Here is a 26,706-nt window from a genome sequence, read left to right as displayed (position 1 = left end):
TCGCTCCGCTCGGTGGGTGCGGGTGGGGTACCGCACGGTCGTGCGTGGCCGGCCGCGCAGTCACACTGCGGCCCCTCACGAGGCGCGGTGCCGCGCCGGGCCTCGGCACGACCGCGAGCGTGGCACTCGCGAGCCCGCGCCGGGTCCCGGCGGGGGCCCTGGCCACCAGGGCATCCGGCAGCCCGCGCTCATTCGCGGACGCGCCGGGACAGCGCCGGCCGCGGGCGAGGCGGCACCGGCGCGTCCGCGGCGGCGGCTTCCCGCGCACCGGTGGGGCCCTGGCCGGTGCGCCCGGTGTTCTCCAGCCCGAGCCGCAGGCCGCCCTCCTCCGTGACCGGCGGCCCCGCCGGAACGATCCCCGTGCCGACGAGGGGGACGCTGACCACGAGGTCGAGGGAGGGCTTCAGCTCACCGCCGAGCGCGCTCCACACGTCCGCGAACGACCGGTCCTCGGGGGGCGGTAGCGCGATCGTCATCGGCACCGGCAACGGAAGCTCGGCCAGTGAGCCGGCCAGGTGCTCGGTGGGCATGGCGTCGCTGCGCAGCAGGCACAGCAGGAGGGAGGACAGCAGGCGGTGTTCGTCCTCGGGGCGCCGGGTCCAGGCGGTGATCAGGTAGGACAGCTTGAAGTACCGGGGCGGGCGGTGCCGGGCGATGACGGTGCCGCGCTCGTCGTACTCGTTGGACAGGCCTCGGGAGCGGCGGCGCATGTCCTCCCGGATGTCGTAGAGGTACAGGTTGACGGTGGGGGCGTTGACCTTGGCCGCCCACTCGCGGGTGGGTGCGTCGAACACGACGCTGACCTGTGTGCCGCCCAGGGCGTCGTTCCGGACGAGGGCGCGCAGTGCGTCGTCCACCTCGTGGATCACGGTGCCACCTCCGTCCTGCTCATCCGCGGCCGATGAAGTCGGGTGGCTGGAGGGTGCGGGGCACGACGAGGACCTTCGCGGTGACCGGGTCGTATCCGGGTCCTGTGGCACGGAGCAGCCGTGTTCCGGTCCGGTCCTTGCGCAGGACGAGGACCTGGGTGCGGAACGTTCCGTCGGCGCCCACCCGCACCGGAGCCGTCGCCGCGGTGATGCCCTGGTTCCACTTCAGTTGTACGACGGTTCCGGCCGGGAAGTCGCGGCCCTCGGCGAGGACGACGTCGCCGAGCCGGGCGACGACGGGCCCGGCGGTCAGCTCGGGCTTGAGGACGCGGAACCGGAGCGAGTCGGTGTTGTTGGCGGTGCGCGGGTCGGTCGGCGTGCCGGCGACCCGGGCCGTCAGGGTGCCGCTGGTGGCTTTGTCGTACGACAGCCGGGTGGTGACCTGGATCCGGCCGCCGGCCGGCAGGGTGCAGGGGCTGGCGGCGGTGCAGCGGTCCTGGGGGCTCACCATGGTGGCGGCCCCGGGTGTCCCGGCGGTCAGGACGATCTTCGTCGCGGGGTCCGGTCCGGCGTTGGTGAGGGTGAACGTCGCCGTGACGGTGCCGCCGGTGAAGGCGGGCTGCGGGTCGGCGGCGGCGGTCACGGCGAGGTCGGCGGAGGGCGCGACCGGCACGGGCGGGATCAGGACGACGGTCACGACGGCGGTGTCGCGGCCGGTGTTGCCCGCCTTGTCGGTCGCCGTGCAGGTGACGGTGGTCTTCCCGAGCTGGAAGGTCGAACCGGAGGGCGGGGTACAGGTGGTGGGCAGGGTGCCGTCGACGAGGTCTTGGGCCGTGGCCGTGTACTCGACGGGTGCGCCGTCCCGGCTGAGGGTCCGTACGTTCCGGTCGTCGACCTGGACGACGGGCTTGCCGTCGTCGATGACGGTGAAGACGGCGGTGTCGGTGCCGGTGTTGCCGGCGGCGTCGGTCGCGGTGCAGGTCACGGTGGTCTCGCCGACCGGGAACGTGGAACCGGACAGGGGCGTGCAGGTGACGGGCAGGGGTCCGTCGACGATGTCCTGGGCCGTGGCGGTGTACTCGATCACGGCGCCGTCGGGCCCGGTGGCCGGCTCGGTGCGGTCGTCCACGGTGACGACGGGCGCGGTCGTGTCGACCACCGTGATCACGGCGGTGTCCTCGCCGGTGTTCTCGTGCGCGTCCGTCGACGTGCAGGTGACGGTGGTCTTCCCGACCGGGAAGGTGGAGCCGGGGGGCGGTGTGCAGGTGACCTTCGTCGGTCCGTCCACGGTGTCGACCGCGGTGGCGGTGTACTCCACGACCGCGCCGTCGGGACCGGTGGCCTCCACCGTCAGGTCGTCGACGGTCACGCCTGGCGCGGTGGTGTCGACGACGGTGACGACGGCTGTGTCCTTACCGGTGTTCTCGCGGGAGTCCGTCGCCGTGCAGGTCACCTTCGTCTCCCCGATCGGGAACACCGAGCCCGACGGCGGATCACACGTGACCGGCACCTTCCCGTCGACCGTGTCCTCCGCCGACGCGGGGTACTCCACGACCGCGCCGTCGGGACCGGCCGCCTCCACGGTGCGATCGTCGACGGTGACGACGGGGCCGGTCGAGTCGGTCACCGTGAACTCGGCCGTGTCGCGGCCGGTGTTGCCGGCCTTGTCGGTCGCCGTACAGGTGACAGTGGCCTTCCCGATCGGGAACGTCGAGCCGGAGGGCGGCTCGCACACCACCGGAACATCGCCGTCCACAACGTCCTTGGCCGTGACCGGATACTCGATCACCGCGCCCTCGGGACCGGTCGACTCCACGGTGCGGTCCTCGACGCTCACCACCGGCGCCGTGGTGTCGACGACGGTGAACACGGCCGTGTCGCGCCCGGTGTTGCCCGCCTTGTCGGTCGCCGTGCAGGTGACCGTCGTCCGACCGAGGGGAAAGCGCGTCCCGGAGGACGGCTCGCACGACACCGGGACCTCGCCGTCGACGTTGTCGTGCACGGCGGCCGCGTAGTCGACGACCGCGCCGTCCGGACCGGTGGCTTCCACCGTACGGTCGTCGACGGTCACCGCCGGGGCGGTCACGTCGTTGACGGTGATGCGGATCTGCTCCCGGTAGGCCGGGTCGGCTGCCGGACCGAGGGAGAACTGGACCGTGCAGGCCAGCGTGGAGCCTTGCGGTGCGTCCGGGGACACCGTGATCTGCTCGGTGAAGGAGGCGGTCTGGCCGCTGGTCACCTGGACGCTCGGCGGAGAGAGGGAGACGCTCAGCGAGCGGTCGCAGTCGACGAGCCGGTGGCTGACGGCGACCGGCAGGTTCGTCAGGCCCTGGACGATGGCGTTCGACACATGACCCGGGTCGATGCCCTGGAGGTACGTACCGCCGGTGGCCTGGGTGACCTGTGTGGCTTGGCCGTACGCGTCGAGCCCGTTTCCGCCGACGCCGACGGCGAGGACCTTGACGCCGTGGTCCTTGAGCGTCTGTACGACGTCCGCCAAGGGGTGCTGGTTGCTCGGTTCGTGGGTGGGTGCGTCGCCGACGAGGACGACGATGGGTGTGGCCCCGTCCCGGAAGGCGTTCCGGCCGCCCGCCCCCGTCGCCACCTCGAACAGCCCGTTGCCCCAGTCCTCCGGCACGTCGTCGCCGTAGTGGGCGTCCAGCTGATCGACGCCGCTCTGGATGGCGGCGCGGTCGTTGGTGAACGGCTGGTGGAGGAGGAAGAGTCGGTCAGCGCCGACGTCCCGGTCGTCCTGGTCACCGAAGCTTGCGACGGCGAACCGGGAGTCGGGCTGCACGTCGAAGACCTGGTCGACGATCGTGGGCAGGTTGTCCTTCACGTTGGCGATGACGCTGCCCATGCTCCCCGTGTTGTCCACCAGCAGCACGACATCCGGCTTGGGCGGCACCGCCGGAGTCTGCACCTGCTTGGCGACGGTGATCGAGGCACCGGGATTCAGCGACTGCTCCACCAGCGACGGCGTGACCGGGGACACCGGGGCCGTCGCAGTCGGGAAGGACGAAGAGGAGGACGAAGACGTCGTCCGGGCCCGCGGCGCCGCGTCGGAGATGCCGGCCCCTACCGCGCCGAGCGCGAGGACCGAGGCCATCAGGCCCGCCCGCAGCCGGAACAACCGCACGACATCCCCTCCCAGATCGGCGTCTGCCCAACCGTCCCCCGGCGCCGCTCTTCGACGGAGCAGCGCAAGGGACACGCCCCGGGGAAGAGTGGATTGCCCCTCCGGGCAATCCGCCTCTCCCTTCGCCACCGAAGCGGACCGCCCCCTTCAGAACAGCCCCTTCAGATCAGCCCCTGCCGGAGCGCATAGGCGACGACGTGAGAGCGGTTGCGCAGGTGCAGCCGAGTGACGAGCTCGTGCAGGATGTTCTTGATGGTGCGTTCGGAGTACGCGAGTTTTGAGGCGATGTCCCCGGTGTCGTACCCCTCGGCGACGAGTCGGACGACCTCGATCTCCCGGTCGGTGAGCCCGCTGAAATTCAGGCCGCGCGGCGCCAGGACCTGGCTCTGCAACTGGCCGACCTGCTCCAGCAAGCGGCCCAGCAGATCCGCGGGAACGCTTCCCTCTCCCCTGGCCACCGCACTGATCACCTGTACCAGCCGCTCCGGCGTCGCCTCGGACCGGCGCAGGATGCCCGCCACTCCGCACTCGGCGGCACCGACCAGTTGCTGGTCGTCGATGCGGGTGGCGATCAGCGCCACCCGGGCCGCCGTCGTCCGCCGGATGTGGCGAAGGGTCCGCAGCGACTCCTCGTCTATGGTGTCCACGACCACCACCACCACGGCGGCCGGTTCCTCCCCCTCCTCCTGCAGCCGGATCTCCGGCCGGGGCCGCAACTGGGTGGCGACCCCCGTTCTGGAGATCGGATCATCCGCGCGCAGGCACACAACTATCCGGTCCACACCAGTCTCCCCCCTGGTCGAGCGCATCGCGGCGCGTCGAGCAGTATGCGGCAGGTGACTCCACGCCCAGTCAACAAGGCGTCAATGGGCACATCAGCTTCCCGAAAGTCTTCCTGTGAGGCCCCTGCCGGCCACTGCCACCGGCCTTACTGTGCCGATCATGACAACTGCGGCGAGCCTGGACACGACCGCTGTGACCGCCGAGCCTGGTGGGCGGATCGAAGTCCCCCTTCAGGTACGCAACTCCGGCAGCACGGTGGAGGAGTATCGCTTCGAGGTCGTGGGCCCGGCAGCGGCCTGGGCGACCGTCGAACCGACGAGCCTTTCGCTGTATCCGGACAGTACGGGCACCGCGGTCCTCGCACTGAGCCCGCCCCGAAGCTCGGAAGTGCCGGCCGGGGACGTCCCGTTCGGGGTGCGGGTGGTGCCCACCAGCGCCCCCGACACGGCGGTGGTCCCCGAGGGCGTCGTCACGGTCCTGCCGTTCGCCGAGATCACCGGGGAGCTGGTTCCCCGCGGGTTCGACGGCGCTTGGCGCGGCCGTACGGACGTGGCCGTCGACAACCGTGGCAACATCCCGGTGACGGTGGGGCTGGCGGCCCAGGGTGACAGCTCCAAGGTGCGGCTGCGCTTCGCCCGGGAGACCGTCGAGCTGGCGCCGGGTGCGGCCGAGTTGTCGCGGCTCACCGCGCGTCCGACGCGGCGGCTGTGGCGCGGCGCTCCCGTCGTGCATCCGTTCCAGGTGGTGGCCATGCCCACGGGCGACGTGCCGCACGAGGTGGTCACCCTGGACGGCACCTACCAGCAGGACGCGATACTGCCGCGCTGGCTGCCGCGCGCCCTGATGGCGGCGGCGGCCGCGGTGGTGGCCCTGGCCATCGTGTGGTTCGCCCTGCTGCGCCCGGTGGTGCGGTCGGCGGCGCGGGAGGAGTCCAAGAAGCAGGTGGCCGCCGTGCTGTCGCCCAGCCCCAACGCGTCCGGCGCCGCGAGCGGCGGTGGCTCGTCCGGTACGTCGGCGGGCGCCGGCGGGACGGGACAGGATGCGGCGGCGGGTGGTGGCTCACCGAGCTCCGGCACCGCGGCGGGATCGGGGGGCGGAAGTACCGGCGGCGGCACGGGCACAGCAGTCGGCGGGGGCACGGGGGGAAGCGGGACCGGGGCCGGGGGCGGGGGTGCGGGGGATCCGCGCAGCGCTCAGGCCGGGGTCAAGGACTCGGTGGGCGGCGACCCGACGTCCGACACGGTGTACCGCATCCCGGCCGGCCAGGCGTTCGACCTGACAGACCTCGTGGTGCAGAACCCGCAGGGCGACTCCGGCACCGTCGTCATCTCCTCCGGGAGCCGGACCCTGCTGAGGCTGGCGCTGCAGAACTTCCGTGACCAGGACTATCACTTCGTCACCCCGATCGTGGTGCCCGCCGGGGGACGGATCACCATGACGGTGACCTGCAGTGAGGTGGGACGGCCGGTGGGCGGTCCGAAGCCGGCCCAGTGCGACGAGTCGGTGCTGGTCGGCGGGACGCTGCGGCAGGCGCCCAGCCCGAGTGCCTCCCCCTCCCCCGCCGCGGGCTGACCCGGCCCCGAGAGCGGCGGGACCGGCAGCGGCCGGCGTTCGCGCAGGCGGCGCCGAGCCGCTGACGACGGCGAACCGGCAGGGCCCCCGGGCACGAGCCCGGGGGCCGCTCCGGTCATGAATCGCCCGGCTCCTCCTGCTGCTCCTCCTCGGCCCGTTGCACGAACAGCCCCTGCACGTCGGCGGGTTCCTCGCCCTCTTGCTCGGACTCCCGCTGGACCACCGCGGACGGCACGGGGGCGGCCACCGCCCCCTCCACGGCCTGTGCGGCCGGGGCCGGGGCCGGGGCGGACATGACGCGTTCGGCGTTCGCGCTGGCCTCACGCTCGAACCGGTCCGAGGGGTCACTGACCCGGATCCCACCGGATGCCGTGGTCCCGTCGACCGGGCCGTTGCGCTGCTGGATCACGTGGGTCAGCTCATGCGCGAGCGTCGTGCGCCCGCCATGGGACGACGGGTCGTAGGCATCCCGCTGGAAGACGACGTTGTTGCCGACGGTGTAGGCATGCGCTCCGACGGACTTCGCGGACTCGTGCGCCGCGTCGCCCGTGTGCACTCGCACGTCGGAGAAGTCCGCGCCGAGCCTTGCCTCCATGTCGGAGCGGACATCGCCGCCGAGGGCCTGCCCGGAGCCGGACCCGATGACGTCGTGCACGGGCGAGCGCTGCAGCGAGGGGTTCTCCTCGTCCTGCTCCCGCTGCAGCATGGCGCCCACCGCACTGTTGCCGACGGCACGCTGCAGCGTGCCCATGCCGGATGCGCCCAGAACATCGGGGCGACCCGCGGCTGCCGCCTTGAACAGCCGCGAGTCGTCGGTCTGGGGCTGCCTGTGGCCGGCTTGTCGGTGCTCTTGGTCGTGATCGTGGTCGTGTACGTGGTCGGGCATTCTCGCTCCCTGGGACGTCCAGCGGCAGACCTCTCTGACCCTGACACTGCCTCAGTGCGCGTGCCGGGTACAGGCGTGCGGCTGCTTACGGGAGTGCAGCCACCGCTGCCCGATGAGGCAGACGACGCCACCCCGGGTGTCCGTATGCCGGTCTGCCCCTTCGGCCCATGCCGGGATCCCTGCGTATAACGACATCCAGGGCTTGGTAGAGGGTCAGGCCGACGTGTGGGCTTTTGGATCGAGTTTGCGCAGGGGGAAGTAGGCCGGGGCGGCGGTGGCGAGGATCGTCAGGCCGCCTCGCGAACGTCCGAGTGCCCGATGCCCCCCCTTTTGGGCACCAGCGGCATGCTGATGGGCCCGCACGATCGTGGAGTCGACCGACACCACGAGATGCCGGCGTGACGCGGGTCGTAGGGGCGCTTCGCCGGCTCCAGGGCATGCTCGTCGTCTATGGCCCGGGGAGGTGGGCCCCGGTGCCGGAGCGGGCTGTCGCCCCGGCACCGCCGCGTCACTCCTCGTCGCGCAGCCGGGCCGCCAGGGAGATCAGCGGCTCGGTCTCCTCGGTGTGGCCCAAGGCGGTCAGGCGGGAGACCGCCGCGTCGAGGCGGGCGAGGGCGGGGGCGGGGCGTTCCAGGTAGAGGCCCTCCACGGCACCCGCGAGGCGGACGCACTCGGCCCACTCGCCGGCGCTGTCGTCGTCCCTCCCCGGCTCGCCGAGCAGAGCGAGGGCCTTCTCCAGGGCGGCCAGGGAGTCCTCGTACTCGCCGGCGTAGGCGTTGACCCGTCCGTGTTCGTAGGCCAGGGCGGAATCCAGGGAGCGGCCGTGGGCCTCGTATTCGGCGGCGCGGGCCTCGTCGGCGATCCGGCCGGCGTCGGCGAGGAAGGCGAGGGCGTCGGCCAGGCCGTCGGGGCCCTGCTGCTGAGCCTGGAGACGGCCGAGTTCGCGCAGGCAGTTGCTGAGCTGCTCGTAGCGCGGGGCCCGGGCGTGGGCAACGAGTGCCTGGTCCGCGGCCTCGCGGGCCCGGCCGAACTCGCCGGACTCGCCGAGGAGTACGGCCGTCTCCGCAGCGATCATGGCGTGGCTTCCCGGGTCGTCGTCCCAGCCGGCCGACTCGGCCGCAAGGGCGACGAACTCCGCCGTGGCGGCCTTGAGGTCCTCCCCCGCGTGCAGCGCGCGGGCGCGGGTCATGCGCAGCTGAGCGACGAGCCGGTCGTCCACCTCTCCGGCGGCGACGTCCGGTTCCGCCAGCAGGGAGTCGAGCAGAGCGATGCAGTCCTCGACGCGGTCCAGGTCGAGGCTGAGCTGTGCCGCGTTGCTGTACGCGCAGAACGCGTCCGTCCGGCTGCCGCGGCGAAGCTCCAGCTCCGCGGAGCGCGTCAGGTGCCGCAGGGCCTCGTCGGGGCGGCCCAGGTGCATGCAGGCCTGGGCCAGATCACCGTGAAGACGGGCGGTGTCGACCGCGTCGGCCGGCCAGTCTGCGGCCAGTCGCAGGCCTTCGGTCAGGTCGGCGTGCGCGCCCTGCGCGTCCTGGAGGCCGAGTTGGAGCCGACCGCGCAGTCCTAGCGTGCGGGGCAGGTGCCAGGCGGGGCCGTGCGCCTTCAGCCGGTCGAGGAGGGCGTCGACCTCGGTGACCGCGGCGGGCAGGTCGCCGGAGATGGCGTACGCGCCTGACCGCAGCAGCAGGGCGCCGGAGATCTGCCCGACGAGGTCGTGCCGGGTGGCGAACGCGTGCAACAGGTCCACCGCGGCGAGGACCGGTGCGACGTGCTCCTCGCTCCCCGACGTCTGCAGGCGCAGGCCGAACGCGGTCGCCCGCAGCCGCAGCAGGCGGGCCTCCTGGTGCGGGGTGAGGCCGGGCGTCTCCTCGTGCAGGCGGACCATGGACGCGTGGGCGGCGGTCAGCGCGGCGGCCGTCGTCTCGGCTTTGTCGGCGCCCTCCGCGGGGATCTCGGCGGTGGCGAGCAGGGCGCAGGCGCGGGCGAGCGCCGCGTGACCCGGCACTCCGGCGTCGTCGTACAGGGCCGCGGCCTCCTCGTGGAGGTCGGCGGCGTCGGCGAATTCGTCCCGCTCGCCCACCCGGCTCGCCTCGTGGGCCAGCAGGTCCGCGCGCAGTTGCACGAGCGGGCCCACGGCCGGGTCGTCGGGGTGGGTGTAGTCGCGGGCGGCGACGAGCGTGCGCAGCCGCGCCCAGCAGGCCGGTGCGTCCGGGTGCCCCTGATCGTCCAACGTCCGTGCCTGGAGGATGAGTTCGGGCAGCGAATCCGGGACAGTGGCGGTCGTACGGGCGGCGGGCGCGGCAACCGGGGCGGCCGGGGCCACGTCGTCGAGGCTGCGGGGGCGCAGGGTCAGTTCCAGCGACTCCAGGAGCGGGGCGTGGTCGAGGCGGGCCTTGCGGCGGTCGGTGTGGGCCGTGGTTCCGTTGCGGGCGTCGAAGCGGGCGGCGAGGTCGTCGGCGCGGCCCCGCACCTCGGCGCGCAGGCCGGCCACCGTCCAGGTGCGGCCCGCGTATCCGGCGGCGGGCAGTTCGCCGTGGCCGAGGAGTTCGACCCGCTGGAGGAGGACCTCCACGCCGGTGAGGAAGCTGAGCTGGTCCAGCGGCGAGTCCACCTCGTCGAACAGGCTCCGGTTCTCGGCGAGCAGTTCCAGGCCGCGTGCCTCGTTGCCGGTGAGCGCGCAGAACTCCAGGTGTCGGCCGACCTCCTGGGACATCGAGGGGTTGCGTCGGCAGCCGCGGTAGCCGGCGAGGTGCAGTTCGCGGGCCCGGTCGGTGCGGCCGGTGCGCAGGAGGGGCAACAGTGCGTACGAGGCGGAGCGGGCCGGCTCCTCCTGACAGGATTCCTTCCCGGCCAGGACGGGCTCCCAGGCGCGCAGCGCCCGCTCGTCGTCGCCCGCCGTGAGGTGGTACAGGGCGCGATCGCAGATTTCGCAGGCCTCGCAGTCGCTGAGCCTGGTGCGGGTGCGGCCCGCCCACAGCTCGTAGGCGAGGGTGGTGTCCTCGCCGACGTGGGAGGCGAGCTGGTATGCCTGTCCGTAGTAGGGCTGGAGGCCGAGGTCGGCCTTCTCGTACCGGTCGCGCATCTCTGTGAGCCACTGGCGCAGGCTGGCCAGAGGTATCTCGGGCAGTGCGCGCAGGGCGTTGGCCACCCACTTGAACCGCCAGAACAGCATGTGGCGCAGGCGCTCGTCGAAGACGTCGGGCTGCTCGTCGAAGAGGGTGAGCAGGCGGGCGAAGACGACGGGCGACTTCCGGGGTTCGGAGCCGTAGGTGTACGCCTCCTGGAGTTCGAGGAGCGCATGGACGAGGCAGACGGGCTCATCGAACTGCTCGGCGTCGTCGACGAGTTCCTCGGCGGTGACGGTGCGGGTACGCCCGTAGGGGCGCCGGTCGTTCTCCTTGAGCGCCTGATACAGCTCGTCGGTGGTCTGGGGTGCGGTCGGCATCGTCAGCTGTCCTTGCGGAGGGCGTGGGCGAGAAGGTCGAGGAAGGAGCGGTTGATGAGGCTCGATTCGGATGGCCTCAGCGGGCGCCGGGACAGCATCGCGGCCTGCCCGTAGAGGGCTTCGGCGCTGGTGCGGGCCAGCTCGGGCTCGTCGATGGTGACGGCGGTGCGGACCAGCGGGTTGAGCTGGTTGAGGATCAGCTGGGCCCGCGGCGCCTCCTGCCGCAGGGCGCCGAGGATGTCGCCCCACAGGCCGCCCTCCTGCTCACGGGCGAGCTGGGAGCGGGTGCGTTCGTGCCGGGCCTCGCGGCTGTCGACGAGGAGGGCGGGGGCGGAGGCGGGTTGGAAGGTGCGCAGCGCGACGTCGCAGTCGAAGACGGCGAGGGCGTCGCGGGCCTGGGCGAGGTAGGCGGCTGCGGCGAGTTCCGTCTCCCGGTCCACGGGGTCGAGGTGGGCGGTGAGGGTCGCCGGGTCGAGGTCGGCGACGGCGGCCTCGGGCCTGATCTCGGGCAGTCGGTGGACCAGTTCACGGTCGTAGGTGTAGCCGCCGTTGACGACGCCGAGCCCGGCGGCGGAGGCGATCGCCGCGACCTGCCGGAACTCCTCCACGCTCGATGTCACGAGCACGGTGCGGTGGGTGCGTGCGAACTCGTCGAGGGTGGTGTGCCCGTCGGTGGTCTCGAACGGCAGCCAGGGCAGCAGCATCCGCAGGATCTCGTCGTCGTGCACCGCGAGCGACTTGACGGCCAGGTGGTGGGCCTGGAGGAAGCGGGCGAGCAGATCCGGGTCGCTGGCGGCGGCCCGGGCGATCCACGCGCGCAGCCGCTCGGCGAGGGCGTCGCGGACGGCGGCGAGGGTGTCGTCCTCGTACAGGGACTCGCGGGACGCCGTCGGGCGCAGGCTCTCGGCGTCGACGACGCAGCGGACGAAGAAGGCCCACTCGGGCAGGATCTCCTCGGCCTGCTCGGACAGCAGCATGCCCTTGACGTGCACGCGGTGGCCGTGGCGGCGCCCGGCCGGCACCGTCTCGGGCAGCACGCAGGCGATGCCCTTCAGGCCTACGGCCGGCAGGTCCAGTTCGATGGTGTCCAGCGGCGTGAACCCGAAGACCTCCTCGCCGTACGCGGCCAGGGCACGGGAACGGGATCCCGGCGTGGGGTACGTACGTGCCCAGGGTGCGGGCTCGGGGTTGACGGACGCACCCGGGCCGCCCGTGCCGTCGTCGAAGGTCACCGGGTGGCGCAGCAGGGAGCCGAAGTGCCGGGCCAGCGCGTGCACCTGCGCCGGGCGGGTCCACTCGCCCGCGTCGGCGCGGGGCGTCAGGGTGACGGTGGTGCCGGGCCGGGGGCGGGCGGAGGCGGGCAGGGTGCGGACGGTGTAGCTGCCGTCGCCGCGTCCCCGCCACTCCACGGCGGGGGCGTCGGGGGTGCGGGCGGAGCGGCTCAGGACGTGGATCTCGTCCGCGACCAGGAAGCAGGAGAGCAGGCCGATGCCGAACTGGCCGATGAAGTCGGCGCGTTGCTCGGCGATACCCTCGGCGCGCTTGCTGCTGCGGCCGATGGTGGCGAGGAAGGTGTGCACGTCGGCCTCGGTGAGACCCACGCCGTCGTCCTCGACGCGTACCACCGAACCGTCGGCGTAGAGGCGGACACCGAAGGCGTCGGCGGGAGCGGCCGGTTCGAGGGCCCGCCGGGCGGTCAGCGCGTCCACCGAGTTCTGTATCAGTTCGCGCAGGTAGACGCGGGGGCTGGAGTAGAGGTGGTGGGAGAGGAGGTCGACGAGGCCGCGCAGATCCACCTGGAAGGTGCGGTCGGCGCCGGCCGGGTTCGCGGCGGTTTCGGGCAGAGTCATCGGGCAGTCCGGAGTGGGAGAGGCGACGGGTGGCGGGCAGGCGGCACCGGGCCGGCGGTGTTCAGGCGCGACGTTGGTGGCGGGCGAACGCCTTCTCAGGCTCCGCGAAGTAGGTCCAGGGCCACTTGGTGTAGGCGCCGTCGAGCGTCTGGAAGACGCGCCGGACCGTGTGGCGCTCACCGGCCAGCGACAGGGCCATGGCGAACATGTTGAAGTCGTGCTGCCAGCCCGGGCGCCACGCGTAGGCGGGGTGGAGGATGCTGTGGTCGGCCGCTTCCCGCAACTGCGCCTGGATCTCGGAGGTTTCGAGGTAGTCCCCGCGCTCCGACTCGACCCACTCCTCGATGTACGCCATGGCGATCACGCAGCCGAGGCGGTGCCCCTGTGGGGCGCCGGAGGACGCGTTTTGGGCGAATGTCAGGGCCTGCCCCGGCTTGCCGCCCCAGCGGGGCTGCAACTGTGACACCCGCTCGATGTGGGTCTCCAGGTCCAGTGGGTCGCGGCGCAGGGCGGCCTCGAACCGGGTCTCGTTGACGGCGGGATCCAGCGACATGCCGCGGCCGGAGGTGAGCAGGCGGCGCCACGGCGTGACCCATTCCGGTCGCAACTCGGCGGCCTGGAGCAGTTGCTCCTCGGCGGTCTCCAGCCGCTCGTGGAAGATCCGCCACTGCTCCTGCGAGACGTTCACGGCACGCTCGGCGGTGCGGGCCTCCCATCCCCAGCTGATGTGGCGCGTCCCGGATATCAGCAGGGCCGTCGCGCGGTGCTCCTTGTCCTCCTCGACGGCCCGGCCGATCCAGTCCTGCACCCCGTCCAGGTCGGCGAGCTCATCGAGGACCTGGTGGTCGCGGCCGAGATCGAAGGGGGCCAGCGCCGTCTTCACCGCCTCCCAGTCACCCGTGTCGGCCGCCTCCACCAGCGCGAGCACGCGCGCGTCCCCGAGCGCGCGCAGGGTGTACATCCCGTTCTTCTGCCTGCGCGGGACGGGAAGGGCGTACGGATCCGCCGCCGGTCTCTCCTCACCCCTGCCGAACAGCCTGCCGAACATGCCGCGCCCTCCCCTGGTCCCGCGTGATCGTCTGGGGCAGCATAAACGGCCCCACCGACACCACTTCCACAGAGTTTTCACCGGTGCTTCACGGGCCCGGTCCCGCCCTCTCGCCGGCTGGCTGATCGACAGCGGCCTCCGGGCTGTGGGTGGCCCTCAGGCAGCCCACTGACCGTCCGTCTCAGTCGCGGGCAGTGACTGCTCGGCCCAGATGGTCTTGCCGGTGGTGGTCTGGCGGGTGCCCCACCCCTGAGTGAGCTGGGCGACCAGGAGCAGCCCGCGGCCGCCTTCGTCGAAGGTGTGGGCGCGACGCAGGTGGGGGGCGGTGGTACTGCCGTCGGAGACTTCGCGGATGAGGGTGCTGTGGTCGTGGATCAGCCGGAGCTCGATGGGAGGCCGGGCGTATCGGATGGCGTTGGTGACCAGTTCGCAGACGACCAGCTCGGTGATGAACTCGGCGTTCTCCAGGCCCCATTCGGAGAGCTTTCGGCAAGCGTTCCTGCGGGACTCGGCGACTGTGGCGGGATCGGGCCGCACCTGCCAGGTCGCCACGTGGGTGTCGTCCAGAGCGCGGGTACGGCCCACGAGCAGGGCCACGTCGTCACGGGGGTGGTCCGTGAGCAGGGTCCGCAGCAGGGCGTCACAGGTGTCCTCCAGGTCGCGGGCCGGTCTCCAGCACGGCCCGCATGCCCTCCTCGGTCCGTTCGCTCTCCGGATCGAGGACGAGCTCCGTCACCCGCAGCCCGCGCATGGCCTCCTGGGACAGGCCCATCACACCTTCCATGTCCGCGTTCGCCCAGCGCAGCCGCAGTCCGGTGTCGTAGAGAGCCATCGTGCAGGGGGACTGCGCGAAACCCCGTAGCACGAACGCGTCGCCCTCGGGTGTCGGCGCCGGACGGGTCACCGGCGACACCAGCAACCATCCGTCGCCGTCGTTTCTCAGACGGTGAGCCAGCAGGTCGACCGTGAGGCGGTGGCCGTCACGGTGCAGCAAGGTCACTGTCCCGCTCCATCGGCGGACACCCGGCAAGGAGCGCGGCAGCTCCGGTGGGGCCCCGTCCGGGAGCAGCGCGGCCGCGTCGCGGCCGACGACCTCGGCGGCGCGATAGCCGAGAAGCCGCCGCGCCCCTTCGCTCCACGCGGTCACGACGCCGTGACCGTCCACGTCGACTCTGGCCGTGGCCCCCTCGTCGACGAACTCGAAGGGCCAAGCCCGCCGGCCGTCGCCCGGGGCGGACACAGATCCGGTCATGAAGTCGTTTCGCCTCACTCCCACCCTTGGATCCTGTGTCCGGGGGCGGCCTGGAACCGAGGTGCAACGCACGTCCATTCAATACGACACTAGACCACAAGAGTGATGAATCTTATTGAACCGGATCTCATGGCTTTTATAGGTAGAAATCGACCACGGAGAGAGGGCGGACCGATGGCTGGCATCGGCAAGACGTGGCCGGACCAGGCCGAGTGGACCGGGAAGCTCTACAGCGCGGGCTGGCGCGAGTCCGACGGCGGCACGCGCAAGGTGATCGAACCGGCAACGGGTCGCCCGCTGGCCGAAGTGGGCGTAGCCGCCCCCACGGATGTCTCACGGGCCGGTGTACGGGCTGCCCTGGCTGTCGGCGACTGGGCGGCAACAGCGCCTTCCGAACGCGTCGAGGTGCTGCTGCGCGCCTCGTCAGCCTTGCGTGCGCACGGCGATACGGTCCGCGACTGGATCGTCCGCGAGTCGGCCGGCGTCCCCGCCAAGGGGGACTACGAGATCGCCGCGGCGCTCGGCCAGCTGGCGCACGCGGTCGGGCTCGCGTCCCTCCCCCAGGGTGAGGTCCTGGCACCGCAGGCCTCCGGCGGAGACGGAGGGGGTCTGGCCTGGCGAGTGCCGCTCGGTGTCGTCGGCGTCATCAACCCGTGGAACGCTCCCCTGCTGTTCGCGATGCGTGCGCTGGCGCCCGCGCTCGCCCTGGGCAACGCGGTACTGCTGAAGCCCGACTTGCTCACCCCGGTCTCCGGGGGCGTCCTCGTCGCACGGCTCCTCGAGGAAGCCGGGCTGCCCGAGGGGCTGCTGCACGTCCTGCCCGGAGACGCGGAGACAGGACAGGCGGTCGTAGCCGATCCCCATGTCGCGATGATCGCGTTCACCGGCTCCACCGAGGCCGGACGTGCGGTGGCCCGCCTGGGGGGCGAGGGGCTGAAGAAGGTCTGCCTGGAGCTCGGCGGCAAGAACTCGATCATCGTGCTCGACGACGCGGACGTCGAGGCTGCCGCCCTGGCCGGAGCGGTGAGCGCCTTCGGTTACCAGGGACAGGCCTGCGTCGCGGCCGGCCGCCACCTGGTGCACGCGGATCTGGTGGAGCCGTACACCGAGGCACTGGTCAGGCGCGCGAAGGCCATGCGCATCGGTGACCCCCGCACAGAGGGCGTCACCATCGGCCCGGTCATCAGCGAGCGGCAGGCAGCCAGGATCGAGCGCATCGTCGACGAGAGCGTCGCCGACGGGGCACGGCTGCTCACCGGCGGACGACGCCAGGGGCTCTTCTACCCGCCCACTGTCATGGACCACGTCGAACGAACCATGCCAGTGTTCACCGAGGAGATTTTTGGCCCCGTCGCCCCGGTCATCCCCTTTCACAGCGAGACACAGGCCGTCGAGATCGCCAACGACACCGCGTACGGCCTCACTGCCGCCGTGCACTCCAGCTCCGTACCGAGGGCGGCCGCAGTCACCGGGCGGCTGCGCACCGGCATGGTCCACATCAACGACGTCTGCGCCAAGGACGCCCCGAACGCCCCCTTCGGGGGCATGGGAGTCTCCGGCAACGGCTCCCGCATCGGCGGCACGGCGAGCCTGGAGCAGTTCACCCAATGGCGTTGGATGACGACACCGACAGGCGTGTGACGTGGCAGGTGTCGCGTTCGAGAGCCACGGCGGGCGTGACGACCTCGTACTGTCGCCGGGCGGACACTCGACCGGCTGAGTTCTTCTACTCGGTCCCGGTGCCGCCCGGCAGGAGGGTCTCGACGGCGCGCTCCACCTCCGCGATGCGATCGGCGAGCCCGGCCGTGTCGGTTTCCGGCCTGTTGCGCAGCAGCAGCTCGATCTGGGCGAGCCGCTCGGTGATGTCCGTGAGTCGGTCCGCGTCTCCCGCCGCCGCGCGTCTCGCCAACTGGCGGTTCTTGCGGTGCAGATCGAGAAACACGTTGACCTTGGTGCGCAGCACCCACGGGTCGATGGGCTTGGCGATGAAGTCGGCGGCTCCGATCGCGTATCCCCGGTAGGCGTAGTCCGCACCGCTCTCGGTCCCGGTCACCAAAATGATGGGCACGTGCTTGGTCTGGTCGAGGCGCTTGATGTTGGCAGCGGTCTCGAAGCCGTCCATGCCGGGCATCCGGACGTCCAGGAGGACGACCGCGAAATCCTGGCGCAGCATCGCCTTCAGCGCCTGCTCCCCCGAGCGCGCGCGGACCAGGTGTTGGTGCAGCGGGCTGAGTACGGCCTCGAACGCGATGAGGTTCTCCTCCATGTCATCGACGATGAGGATGCCGCCCGCGTCGGCCAGGTTGGGGCTCATGGCGCCTCCCCGGTCGGATCGTCGGCACTGTCGTCCGCGGCCGGCGGTTCTTCGGCGACGCCGCGGTCCTGCGCCGGTGCCGGGGAGTCGCTCTGCGGGTCGAGCAGATCGCAGATGACCGACAGCAGGCGGTCCACGTTCACCGGCTTGGGTACGTAGCCGTTGGCGCCGCTGTCGATCGCCTTGTCGCGGTCTGCGGGCATCGCCTTGGCGGTGAGCGCGATGATCGGCAGGTGAGCGAGACGAGGGGTGTCCCGGATGGTGCGGATAGTCTCGTATCCGTCCATCTCGGGCATCATGATGTCCATCAGGACCAGGGACACCTCAGGGGACCGCTCCAGGACCTCGAGGCCCTCCCGGCCGTTCTCCGCGTACCGCACGGTGATGCCGACACGGCCCAGTGCGTGCGTGAGGGCGAAGACATTGCGGATGTCGTCGTCGACGATGAGGATGCGACGGCCTGCCAGGACGCGGCCGGGGCGCCCGCTGAGCCATTCCTTGAGCCGCGTCGTCTCCGGCCAGGTGCCCTCGCGGCCCTCGGCGGTCCCCGTGGTTCCCTTGCCGGTCAGGTCGTCCGCGTGGCGGTCCGGGGCCAGGACGCCGACGCTGTGGGTCCTCGCACTGTCGAGCACATGCTCGCGTGACGCATCCTCCTCGACGGACGCCGGTGCCCGGGTCGGCAGGGGCAGTGCGGGCGCGACGCCGACGGTGCGCAGGTCCGCCGTGCCCTGCGCGGCAGTGGCGCCAGGGAGGTGCGAGGGAATGTAGAGGGTGAACCGCGAGCCCACACCCGGCTCGCTCTCGGCGACGATCTTGCCGCCGAGCATCCCGGCGATCTCCCGGCTGATGGACAGGCCGAGGCCGGTGCCGCCGTACTTGCGGTTAATGTTGCCCTCGGACTGCTGGAACGCTTCGAAGACCATCGGAAGCTTCTCGGGGGCGATACCGATCCCGGTGTCCTTCACGGAGAACGCGATGACGGCTTCCGCGTTCTTGAGCGTCTCCTCGGCGAACTGCTTCCCCGGCACCCGGTTGACGCGCAGCTCCACGCTGCCGTCGTGGGTGAACTTCAACGCGTTGGACAGCAGGTTGCGCAGCACCTGTTGGAGGCGCTGCTCGTCGGAGTACAGCTCGGCCGGTACGTCCTTGTCGACCGCGATCTCGAAGCCCAGACCGCGATCGATGGTGAGCGGCCGGAAGGTCGCGTGGACGTAGTCGAGCAGCTTGATCAGCGGGAGCGTCCTCGGACGCACGTCCATCCGCCCGGCCTCGATCTTCGACAGGTCGAGGATGTCGCTGATCAGCTGGAGCAGGTCCGAACCCGAGCGGTGGATGGTGGTCGCGAACTGCACCTCCTGTTCGGCCAGGTGTCCGTCGGGGTTGTCGGCGAGCAGCCGGGCCAGGATCAGCAGCGAGTTGAGCGGCGTGCGCAGCTCGTGCGACATGTTCGCGAGGAACTCCGACTTGTACTGCGAGGCGGTCGCGAGCAGGGCTGCCTTCTCCTCCAGCTCGGCGTTGGAGCGCTGGAGTTCGTCCGACCGCTCGCGCAACTCGGAGGTGAGCCGCTGGGACTCCGACAGCAGGGACTCCGTACGCGAGTTGGCGATGATCGTGTTGATCGAGACGCCGATCGTGTTGGCGAACTGGTCGATGAAGGCCAGGTGCACATCGCTGAATCTGCTGAGCGAGGCCAGCTCGATCACTCCGAGCACCTGGTCCTCGAAGAGGATGGGCAGGATGACGATGCTGGCCGGGCGGGCCGTGCCGAGTCCCGAGTTGATGGTGATGTAGTCGGGTGGGGCGTCCATGATGAGGATGCGCTTCTTCTCCTGCGCTGTCTGTGCGATCAGTCCGCGGCCCGGGGTACCGGTGCCGGGGAGCGGGCCGCCACCGCCGGCCTGGTCGGTGCCGTACCCGGCGATGAACTGGAGGCCCTCGCCGGGAGGCGCCCCCGTCTCGGCCAGGAAGAACGCACCGAACTGTGCGTTCACCAACGGGGTCAGCTCGCGCAGGATCAGGTCGGCGACCTCCACCAGGTCGCGGTGGCCCTGCATGAGCGCGGCCATGCGGGTGAGGTTGGACTCCAGCCAGTCCTTGGCACGGGTGGTCTCGCGGAGGTTGGAGACCATGAGGTTGATGTTGTTCTGCAGTTCGGCGACCTCGCCCTGTGCCTCGACCGTGATGGCGCGGGACATGTCGCCCTGGGTGACCGCACCGGCCACCTCCGCGATCGCCCGGACCTGGGTGGTGAGGTTCAGGGCCAGCTCGTTGACGTTGGTGGTCAGCCGCTTCCATGTTCCGTAGACGCCCTCGACACGGGCCTGACCGCCCAGCTGCCCCTCACTGCCGACCTCCCGGGCGACACGGGTGACCTCGGACGAGAACGAGGAGAGCGTGTCGACCATCGTGTTGATGGTGGTCTTCAGCTCCAGGATCTCGCCGCGCGCGTCCACGTCGATCTTCTTCGACAGGTCCCCCTGGGCGACTGCCGTGGCCACCTGGGCGATGTTGCGGACCTGGGAGGTGAGGTTGTCCGCCATGAAGTTGACATTGTCGGTGAGGTCCTTCCACACCCCGGAGACGCCCGGTACCTGTGCCCGGCCGCCCAGCTGCCCCTCGGTGCCGACCTCGCGCGCGACCCGGGTGACCTCGTCGGCGAACGCGCGCAGCTGCTGGACCATCGTGTTCACGGTCTCCTTCAGCTGAAGGATCTCGCCCCGCGCGTCGACCGTGATCTTCTTCGACAGGTCGCCGTTGGCGACCGACGTGGTCACCTGGGCGATGTTGCGCACCTGCGAGGTCAGGTTCGACGCCATGAAGTTGACGTTGTCCGTCAGCTCCTTCCACACGCCCGAGACCCCGCGGACCTGCGCCTGTCCGCCCAGGTTGCCCTCGGTGCCGACCTCGCGCGCGACCCGGGTGACCTCGTCGGCGAACGCCGACAGCTGGTAGACCATCGTGTTGATCGTCGACTTCAGCTCCAGGATCTCGCCCTTCGCCTCCACCGTGATCGTCTTGCCGAGGTCGCCCTGGGCGACGGCCGTGGCCACCTGGGCGATGTTGCGGACCTGGGAGGTGAGGTTGTCCGCCATGAAGTTGACGTTCTCCGTGAGGTCCTTCCACACCCCGGAGACGCCGCGGACCTGCGCCCGGCCACCGAGCCGCCCCTCGGTACCGACTTCACGGGCGACGCGGGTCACCTCGCCCGCGAACGCCGACAGCTGGTCGACCATCGTGTTCACGGTGCTCTTGAGCTGCAGGATCTCGCCCCGGGCGTCCACCGTGATCTTCTGGCTCAGGTCGCCGGTGGCTACGGCCGTGGTCACCTGGGCGATGTTGCGGACCTGCGAGGTCAGGTTCGACGCCATGAAGTTGACGTTGTCGGTGAGGTCCTTCCACACCCCGGAGACGCCCGGTACCTGTGCCCGGCCGCCCAGCTGCCCCTCGGTGCCGACCTCGCGCGCGACCCGGGTGACCTCGTCGGCGAACGCGCGCAGCTGGTCGACCATCGTGTTCACGGTGAGCTTCAGCTCCAGCAGCTCTCCGGTCGCCTCCACCGTGACCTGCCGGGTCAGATCGCCGCGTGCGACCGCCGTGGTCACCACCGCGATGTCGCGCACCTGTGCGGTCAGCCGCGAGGCCATCGTGTTGACGGCCTCGGTCACGTAGCGCCAGTCGCCGGCCAGCCCCTGCACCGTGGCACGCCCACCGAGACGGCCCTCGGTGCCGACCTCCCGGGCGACGCGGGTCAGCTCGCCGGTGAACAGTGACAGCTGCTCCACCATGCGATTCACCCCGCTCCCCAAGCGCCGGAGGTCGCCGCGGAGCGGGCGTCTGCCGTCGTGCAACTCGGCGCGCTGCGTCAGATCACCGTCCGCGACGGCATCCAGTACGCGCGTGACATTCACGATCGGGACGGCCAGCGCTTCCAGCAGCGTGTTGGCCGCGTCCACGCTCGTCGTCCACCCTCCCGGCCCGGGACTCGCCGTGAGCCGCTCGTCCAGCCGCCCCTTTCGGACCACGTCCCGGCGCACCCTCTCGAGCTCCGAAGCCAGGTGCGCGTTCCGCGTGAGGACCTGGTTGAACACCCCCGCAATCTCGGCGAGGACCCCTTCGGGCAGATTTTCCATGCGCACGGTGAAGTCGCCATCACAGAGGGAGTTCATGGCTGCGAGCAGCGGACGCAGATCGGCCACGCGCACCCACTCGCCATCCCGGGCGGGGGCGGGCCGGTCTGCGGTCTCAGGTCTGGTCTCAGCGGGCTCCCGCTCCCGGGGTTCGGGCTCAGGAGACGCGAGTTCAGACGGGGTGGGAGGTTCCATGGCAACACGTTTCTCGCAATAAACGTACGAATACTTCCCATTTAGGCTACATTCGTCCCGTATTCGTCGGCAGTAGGAGCTTGGCAGGGGGTCGCCAGTGAGGCCGTCCGTTGATCCGCGCACAGCGGCGGCTCGGATGCGCGTACCGGCCAACGAAGTCGCGGCCTCGGCGGCGCGCAAGTTCCTGCGTGCCGTGCTCGCCGAGCGGACCGCACCGCACTTCCCCGGGGCGCCTACGATCAGTGACCGGTCCGTCGATGACGCCGTGCTCCTCGTCAGCGAGCTGGTCACCAGCGCTGTCACGCACGCCGGGTTCGAGGTCGAGGTGGCCTGCCGCATCGAGGCAGGCCCTGGCTCCCCGGCCGATTCCGCGGAGGCGGAGAACGGGGGTGTGAATGTCGTGGTCGAGGTGCTGGAGCGCGGCTCCTCCGGCTGCCTCGATGGCGGACAGGGCGTACCGAGCCACGTGCGCGGCCATGGGCGACAGCTGATGCGCGCACTGGCCGACTCCTGGGGTGTGACCCACCGGCGCACCGGGAAGGTCACGTGGTTCCGTCTGAAGTGCGTGACGGTGACCCCGCTCGCCACCCCGGAGCAGGGCGTCGCAGGCCCCCTCACCGAGGCCGTCCACCTCGGGCCGTCCGTCCCCGAGTCCGTCCTGCCGCGCGACCGCACGGGCCGCAGCGCCGAGTGGGCGGATCGCGCAGGACAGTCGTTCCTCGCCGAGGCCGGAGAGCTCCTCGCCGGACAGCTGGACGAGGACATGGTCGCGGCGCTCGCCGGACAGCTCCTGGTCCCCAGACTCGCCGACTGGTGCGGCGTATGGCTGACCACGGACAATGCCGAGATGCGGCTCTCCCATGTCTGGCACGTGGACGAGCAGAGGATCCGCGCACTGCGCCTGACCTTGGAGAAAGAGCGTCCGTCCGCCGGGCTGAGCACGACCGGTGTCCCATGGCCCTGGCCCGCGTCCCAAGGCGCCGGGAACACCGGCGGCTCGGCGCTGGCGTTCCCCCTGGTCGCGGGCGGCCGGTACCACGGCACACTCCTGATCGGCCAGGCGGGGCTGCCCCAGCTGAACGACGCCGTGGTGCGGCTCGCGGGGGACGTGGCCCGGCGCATGGCCCAGGCGGTGGTCACCGCCCGCCACTACACACGGCAGGCGAGCATCAGCCGGACGCTCCAGCGCAGGCAGCTCCCCACGTCCCTCGCCGCCATTCCGGGCGTCGACACGGCGATCGTCTACGAGCCCTGGGGTGAGGGCCAGACCGTCGGCGGGGACTTCTACGACCTGTTCCCGATAGAAGACCACCGGTGGTGCTTCCTGCTCGGCGACGTGAGCGGCCACGACGTGGAGGCGATGTCCGTCACCGGCCTGGTCCGGCACCTCGTGCGGCTGTTGGCACGTGAGGGCCACGGCATCGAGTCCCTGCTCAACCGGCTGAACCTCGCGATGGCGGAGGAGGCCGCTGAGGCCATGACGCTCCGCGGCGAGCGGGAGGGCTCCCGCTTCCTGAGCCTGTTGTACGGGGAGTTGGAGCCCGACTCGGTCGCCGGCGGCGCACGGTGCACCATAGCCTGCGCCGGGCACCCGCCGCCGTTGCGGCTGACGACGGACGGCTCGGTGACGCCGGCCGCAGACCCGCAGATGCTGCTCGGCGTCGAGGAGCATGCGGAGTTCCACGCCAACTCATTCACCCTCGCGCCGGGTGAGACGCTGCTGTGTGTGACCGACGGTGTGACCGAACGTCGCAGAGGGACACGGCAGTTGGATGACGACGACGGCCTGGCGGAGGTGCTGCGCAGATGCGTGGGACTCGGCGCGAAGGCCGTGGCGGAATGCGTCCGGCGAGCCGTTCACGACTTCAGCACCGAGCCGATCGACGACGACCTGGCCGTACTGGTACTGGAGGCGGTGCCGGTGCTCCGGAGTGCGGGAACGGTGGCGACGGCTCTCCGGGGCGGCCGCACCAGTTGACGCTGCCACGGTGACACGGCCCGGACTCCTGAGCAGGGGTGCGGGGCCTGGCCGACCACCCGAGGCGGGGCGGCCCCTGCTCCTCCCCCAGCACCCCATGTGGCTGCCGACGGAGCCTGCCACCTGGCGTACCAACCAGCTTGTCCCCCAGCTCACTTCACGGACCAGCGTGACGGTGTTCGGCCTTCCCGGCAGCCGCCCGAACCCTGAGTGGATCATCATCGAACGAGATACCGCAAGGTCCCCGGCTGCAGCGAGCGCCCGCCCAACGGGCAACGGCCGGCTCGCAGTACGGGCTCTCGGTGATCACGTGCGGAGGCAGCCTGGTCCGTGGCAGGATGACGGCTTGTTGCCCCGAGAAGCCGATGCCGCGTAGGTGTCCGAAGGGGCTGCGCGCACAGCGACGGGTCGGGGGAGCTGAGACATGGTCGCCTTCTACTCCTCCGCGCTGGACGGAGTCGCCGCCAACCCGGCCCTTCCCACACCGCTGCTGCTGCGGCTGCTCGCCTTCGATGGCGGGGGCCAAGGCCCGCCCTTCCAAGCCCTCCACAGGCCGGGACTGCCCGAGCCGGCCGTGGCAGCCGTCCTCACCCACCCGATTCTGGACGCGCGAGTCCAGTTCGCGATGAGCGGCCAGGCCGATGCCGAGCAGCGGGCCCGGCTCGCTGACGATCCCTCGCCCGAGGTGCGGGCCGCTGTCGCAAGCGGGCCCGAGTGGACCCACGATCACCGGACGAAGGTCCGTCCGCTGCCGGATGCCGTGTGCGGACGTCTCCTCGAAGACCCCGAACCGTCCGTACGGAGTGCGCTGTTGCACTCGCGCCACTTGGCGCCGTCCTTCCTCGCCGCCCTGGTCCGGCACCCCGATCCGGCCGCACGACGTGCCGCCCTGCGCGTCTGGGACGAGCTGACGGCGGACGAACGTGCCACGCTGCTCGACGACCCCGACCCTGCGGTGAAACGGTCGGCCGCGCTGTGCGCGTGTCCTCACGACGCACGGCTCACGGCGGCGCTGCTCCGCGACTTCGCCGCCCGGCCCGAGGCGCTACGCCGGGGGCTTCTCTACCGCGCGGACGCCGAGCGGTTCCTCGCCGAGGGCGTCCACCTGGTCGAACTCGCCGGTAATCCGTCCCTGCCGGCCGACCTCGTGGACCGTCTCGCGGTCGACCCCGACGACGAGGTGCGGCTCGCCGTCTCCCTCCGGCCCGAGCTGACCGAAGCCCGACGCGCCGCGATCGACTGCACAACGGCCTGGCACGCCCGGGGTGATGTGGACTGGGTGACGGCCGGCATCGCCGATCAGGACGTGCTGCACCGGGCCGCGACCTCCGCCCATCCTCTGCTGCGTCGCGCCGCGGCCCGCAGTCCTCATCTGCCCCCCGATCTTTTGCGGCTTCTGGCCGAGGACACGGACGTTCTCGTGCGCACCCACCTGGCCGTGTACCACCCCGACACCCCGGAGGAGGTCCTGATGAGCGTGTACGCACGGCTCGGCGGGACGTTCTCCGCGTGGATGGCGACCAGCCACCCCCGCTTCCCCCGCGAAGGGCTCGCCGCCCGCTACGCGGACCATCCGGACGGGATCTACCGACAGCTGGCCGTCCGCGACCCCACCGCCGGCCCCGATCTGATCGAGCGGCTCAGCCACGACCCGGACGTCTGGACGCGCCAGGCGGCGGCCCGCGACCCGCGCCTGCCGCTCCCCCGGCTCCTCAAGGCCCTCGCCCTGCCCGAGCTGGCCTCCAGCGCGGGTGCCAACCCGGCCCTTCCCCCTGGTGAGATGGCCGTGGTCATGGACGAGGCCGGTGTGCCCGCATAGCGACGGGATCCTGGAGCGACGCGGCCAACGTGCATCTGGAGTTGACCCGGGCGGGCAGTCGGCGGGCGTTGCGCGAGGCGGCACGGAACGGCCGACTGGAGCCGGGGACGCGGCTGCCGCCGAACCGGTCGCTCGGCGCCGATCTGGTCCTGCCAGGAACACCGTCGCCGACGCGCACAGGAAGTGCGCGCTCCCGCCCCTGAGCTACGGGCGCTCTCGTGACTCACCGACCATCGGGACAGTGCGGGCCCTGCCTCATCACCGACCGGGCGCCGATGCGGCCCATGGCCTCTTCGGCGACCATCCACCCGGATGCAGCAGAGCGGCTTGGAGTGCTCCTATGACCTGTTGAGCTGCTTGGGGCTGCTTCAGCCGCTGCTGGGTGAGAGAGCGCCCCAGGATCCGCACCTGGTCCCTTGCGCCTCTTCACGGCATGCGGGCCCCCCGGCGGGGGCCGGATGGCTGTCGTTGTTACTCACTTTCGGGTGATGGTCTGGGTGGTGTTGGGGTGGCGTGCCGTGGCGTGCACGGGGCGCGGGCCAGTGCCCGCAACGGCGGCAGGCCTGACAGGACGTCAATCCGGCAGATAGGGTGCATAGATGGGTGTTGCATCTGAGAGTTACGGAAATATGGGCGATCCGTAACACCGTTCACGCCTCGCCCACATGTGTCGCACCTGGCGGTCACGGTGTGGGGGTGCAGCCGACCGGCCGCCACCCGTACCCGCACCATCCCCGTACGCGGCCTGACCGCGGGCGGGGTGTGCCCGCACCTTGCAGGGAGACCCTGTGTCCGTTTCCGCATCCGTGCCCACCCGTCGTCTGGCTGCCGCCGCGCTCGCGGCCGCCGCCGTGATCGGGGTAGTGGCGCTGCCGGCGTCGGCGGCCGACCACGCCCGCCCCGACCGGCCGAAGGTGGAAATCAGTGCCGTGCAGTACAACTCCCCGGGCCGTGACAACCGCTCCAACCGCTCCCTGAACAAGGAGTGGGTGGAGCTGACCAACACCACCCGCCACAGCGTGAACCTGGACGGGTGGACGCTGTCGGACGAGGACGGCAACACCTACAGCTTCGACCACTACCGTCTCGACGGGCGCGCAACCGTCCGTATCCACACCGGCAAAGGCCGCGACCGTGACACGGACCTGTACCAGGACCGCCGCCACCACGTGTGGGACCACCGCTCCGACACCGCGACCCTGCGCAACCACCGAGACCGCGTCGTCGACGAGGTCTCCTGGAACAGCGACCGCCACCACCACGGCGACCGCAGCGGCCACCACCATCACTAACCCCCACACCGATGTGCCGGCGACCACTGAAAACGTCACCAGCACACCCACGTGAGACGGTGGCGGGGGGGGGGGGGGGGGGGGGGGGGGGGGGGGGGCGGGGGGGGGCGGGGCCCGCCCGCGGGGGGGGGGGGCGGGCC

At 71.4% G+C, this 26,706-nt stretch carries 15 protein-coding genes and 2 pseudogenes; 5 read left to right on the top strand and 12 right to left on the bottom strand.

From position 1 onward, the window contains the following. Positions 1 to 188 precede the first annotated feature (188 nt). The 3 genes from ACFYWX_RS33705 to ACFYWX_RS33695 form a co-directional block, all read right to left on the bottom strand. Complete coding sequence (locus tag ACFYWX_RS33705; protein ID WP_389428628.1) at positions 189 to 869, bottom strand: DUF4255 domain-containing protein; 681 nt, start codon at positions 867 to 869, stop codon at positions 189 to 191. A gap of 19 nt (positions 870 to 888) precedes the next feature. Continuing rightward, positions 889 to 4,008, bottom strand: a complete 3,120-nt coding sequence (locus ACFYWX_RS33700; RefSeq protein ID WP_389428627.1) for an HYR domain-containing protein — start codon at positions 4,006 to 4,008, stop codon at positions 889 to 891. Positions 4,009 to 4,169: 161 nt separating this feature from the next. After that, the gene (locus tag ACFYWX_RS33695; RefSeq protein ID WP_389428626.1) at positions 4,170 to 4,790 is read right to left on the bottom strand and encodes a response regulator transcription factor; all 621 of its coding nucleotides are present in this window, start codon (positions 4,788 to 4,790) and stop codon (positions 4,170 to 4,172) included. Between the two features lie 160 nt (positions 4,791 to 4,950). Between ACFYWX_RS33695 and ACFYWX_RS33690 the strand changes: the two genes are divergently transcribed. Beyond that, the gene (locus tag ACFYWX_RS33690) at positions 4,951 to 6,363 is read left to right on the top strand and encodes a hypothetical protein (protein WP_389428625.1); all 1,413 of its coding nucleotides are present in this window, start codon (positions 4,951 to 4,953) and stop codon (positions 6,361 to 6,363) included. A 115-nt stretch (positions 6,364 to 6,478) separates the two neighbouring features. On the opposite strand, the gene ACFYWX_RS33685 is transcribed toward ACFYWX_RS33690, so the two are convergent. From ACFYWX_RS33685 to ACFYWX_RS33655, 7 genes and pseudogenes are all read right to left on the bottom strand, one after another. Next, complete coding sequence (locus tag ACFYWX_RS33685; protein WP_389428624.1) at positions 6,479 to 7,249, bottom strand: DUF4157 domain-containing protein; 771 nt, start codon at positions 7,247 to 7,249, stop codon at positions 6,479 to 6,481. 285 nt (positions 7,250 to 7,534) lie between these two features. Further along, a pseudogene (locus ACFYWX_RS33680) lies at positions 7,535 to 7,627 on the bottom strand (IS5/IS1182 family transposase); the annotation flags it as partial. A 130-nt stretch (positions 7,628 to 7,757) separates the two neighbouring features. Next, positions 7,758 to 10,691, bottom strand: coding sequence for a hypothetical protein (locus ACFYWX_RS33675; RefSeq protein ID WP_389428623.1), 2,934 nt, complete (start codon positions 10,689 to 10,691; stop codon positions 7,758 to 7,760). A 2-nt stretch (positions 10,692 to 10,693) separates the two neighbouring features. Further along, on the bottom strand, positions 10,694 to 12,541 hold the full coding sequence (locus ACFYWX_RS33670) for an HSP90 family protein (RefSeq protein WP_389428622.1): 1,848 nt from the start codon (positions 12,539 to 12,541) through the stop codon (positions 10,694 to 10,696). 61 nt (positions 12,542 to 12,602) lie between these two features. Beyond that, entirely contained in the window at positions 12,603 to 13,589 is a 987-nt protein-coding gene (locus ACFYWX_RS33665) for a hypothetical protein (RefSeq protein WP_389428621.1), read from the bottom strand. A gap of 156 nt (positions 13,590 to 13,745) precedes the next feature. Next, a pseudogene (locus ACFYWX_RS33660) lies at positions 13,746 to 14,261 on the bottom strand (ATP-binding protein); the annotation flags it as partial. Beyond that, positions 14,230 to 14,841, bottom strand: a complete 612-nt coding sequence (locus tag ACFYWX_RS33655; protein WP_389428620.1) for a PAS domain-containing protein — start codon at positions 14,839 to 14,841, stop codon at positions 14,230 to 14,232. The pseudogene ACFYWX_RS33660 and the gene ACFYWX_RS33655, both read right to left, overlap by 32 nt. 174 nt (positions 14,842 to 15,015) lie before the next feature. Between ACFYWX_RS33655 and ACFYWX_RS33650 the strand changes: the two genes are divergently transcribed. After that, positions 15,016 to 16,482: an aldehyde dehydrogenase family protein gene (locus ACFYWX_RS33650; RefSeq protein ID WP_389428619.1), complete on the top strand. Its 1,467-nt coding sequence runs from the start codon at positions 15,016 to 15,018 to the stop codon at positions 16,480 to 16,482. 85 nt (positions 16,483 to 16,567) lie between these two features. On the opposite strand, the gene ACFYWX_RS33645 is transcribed toward ACFYWX_RS33650, so the two are convergent. Both ACFYWX_RS33645 and ACFYWX_RS33640 read right to left on the bottom strand, forming a co-directional pair. Next, positions 16,568 to 17,155, bottom strand: coding sequence for a two-component system response regulator (locus tag ACFYWX_RS33645; protein WP_389428618.1), 588 nt, complete (start codon positions 17,153 to 17,155; stop codon positions 16,568 to 16,570). Beyond that, a complete protein-coding gene (locus ACFYWX_RS33640) occupies positions 17,152 to 21,321 on the bottom strand; it encodes a HAMP domain-containing protein (RefSeq protein ID WP_389428710.1) in 4,170 nt (1,389 codons plus the stop codon). The genes ACFYWX_RS33645 and ACFYWX_RS33640 overlap by 4 nt, the downstream gene beginning before the upstream one ends. A gap of 292 nt (positions 21,322 to 21,613) precedes the next feature. On the opposite strand from ACFYWX_RS33640, the gene ACFYWX_RS33635 reads away from it, so the two are divergent. The 3 genes from ACFYWX_RS33635 (at position 21,614) to ACFYWX_RS33625 (ending at position 26,566) form a co-directional block, all read left to right on the top strand. Then, positions 21,614 to 23,455, top strand: coding sequence for a SpoIIE family protein phosphatase (locus ACFYWX_RS33635; RefSeq protein ID WP_389428617.1), 1,842 nt, complete (start codon positions 21,614 to 21,616; stop codon positions 23,453 to 23,455). Positions 23,456 to 23,879: 424 nt separating this feature from the next. Beyond that, positions 23,880 to 25,274 carry a Mucin-2 gene (locus tag ACFYWX_RS33630; RefSeq protein ID WP_389428616.1) on the top strand — a complete coding sequence of 465 codons (1,395 nt, stop codon included), beginning with the start codon at positions 23,880 to 23,882 and terminating at the stop codon, positions 25,272 to 25,274. Positions 25,275 to 26,062: 788 nt separating this feature from the next. Beyond that, entirely contained in the window at positions 26,063 to 26,566 is a 504-nt protein-coding gene (locus ACFYWX_RS33625; RefSeq protein ID WP_389428615.1) for a lamin tail domain-containing protein, read from the top strand. The last annotated feature ends 140 nt before the right edge of the window (positions 26,567 to 26,706 follow it).

Origin of the sequence: Streptomyces sp. NPDC002888 (genome assembly GCF_042888465.1) — a bacterium.
GTDB lineage: Bacteria > Actinomycetota > Actinomycetes > Streptomycetales > Streptomycetaceae > Streptomyces.
The sequence above is the reverse complement of the archived record's forward strand: the minus strand, read 5'-3'. Positions and strand labels throughout refer to the sequence as shown.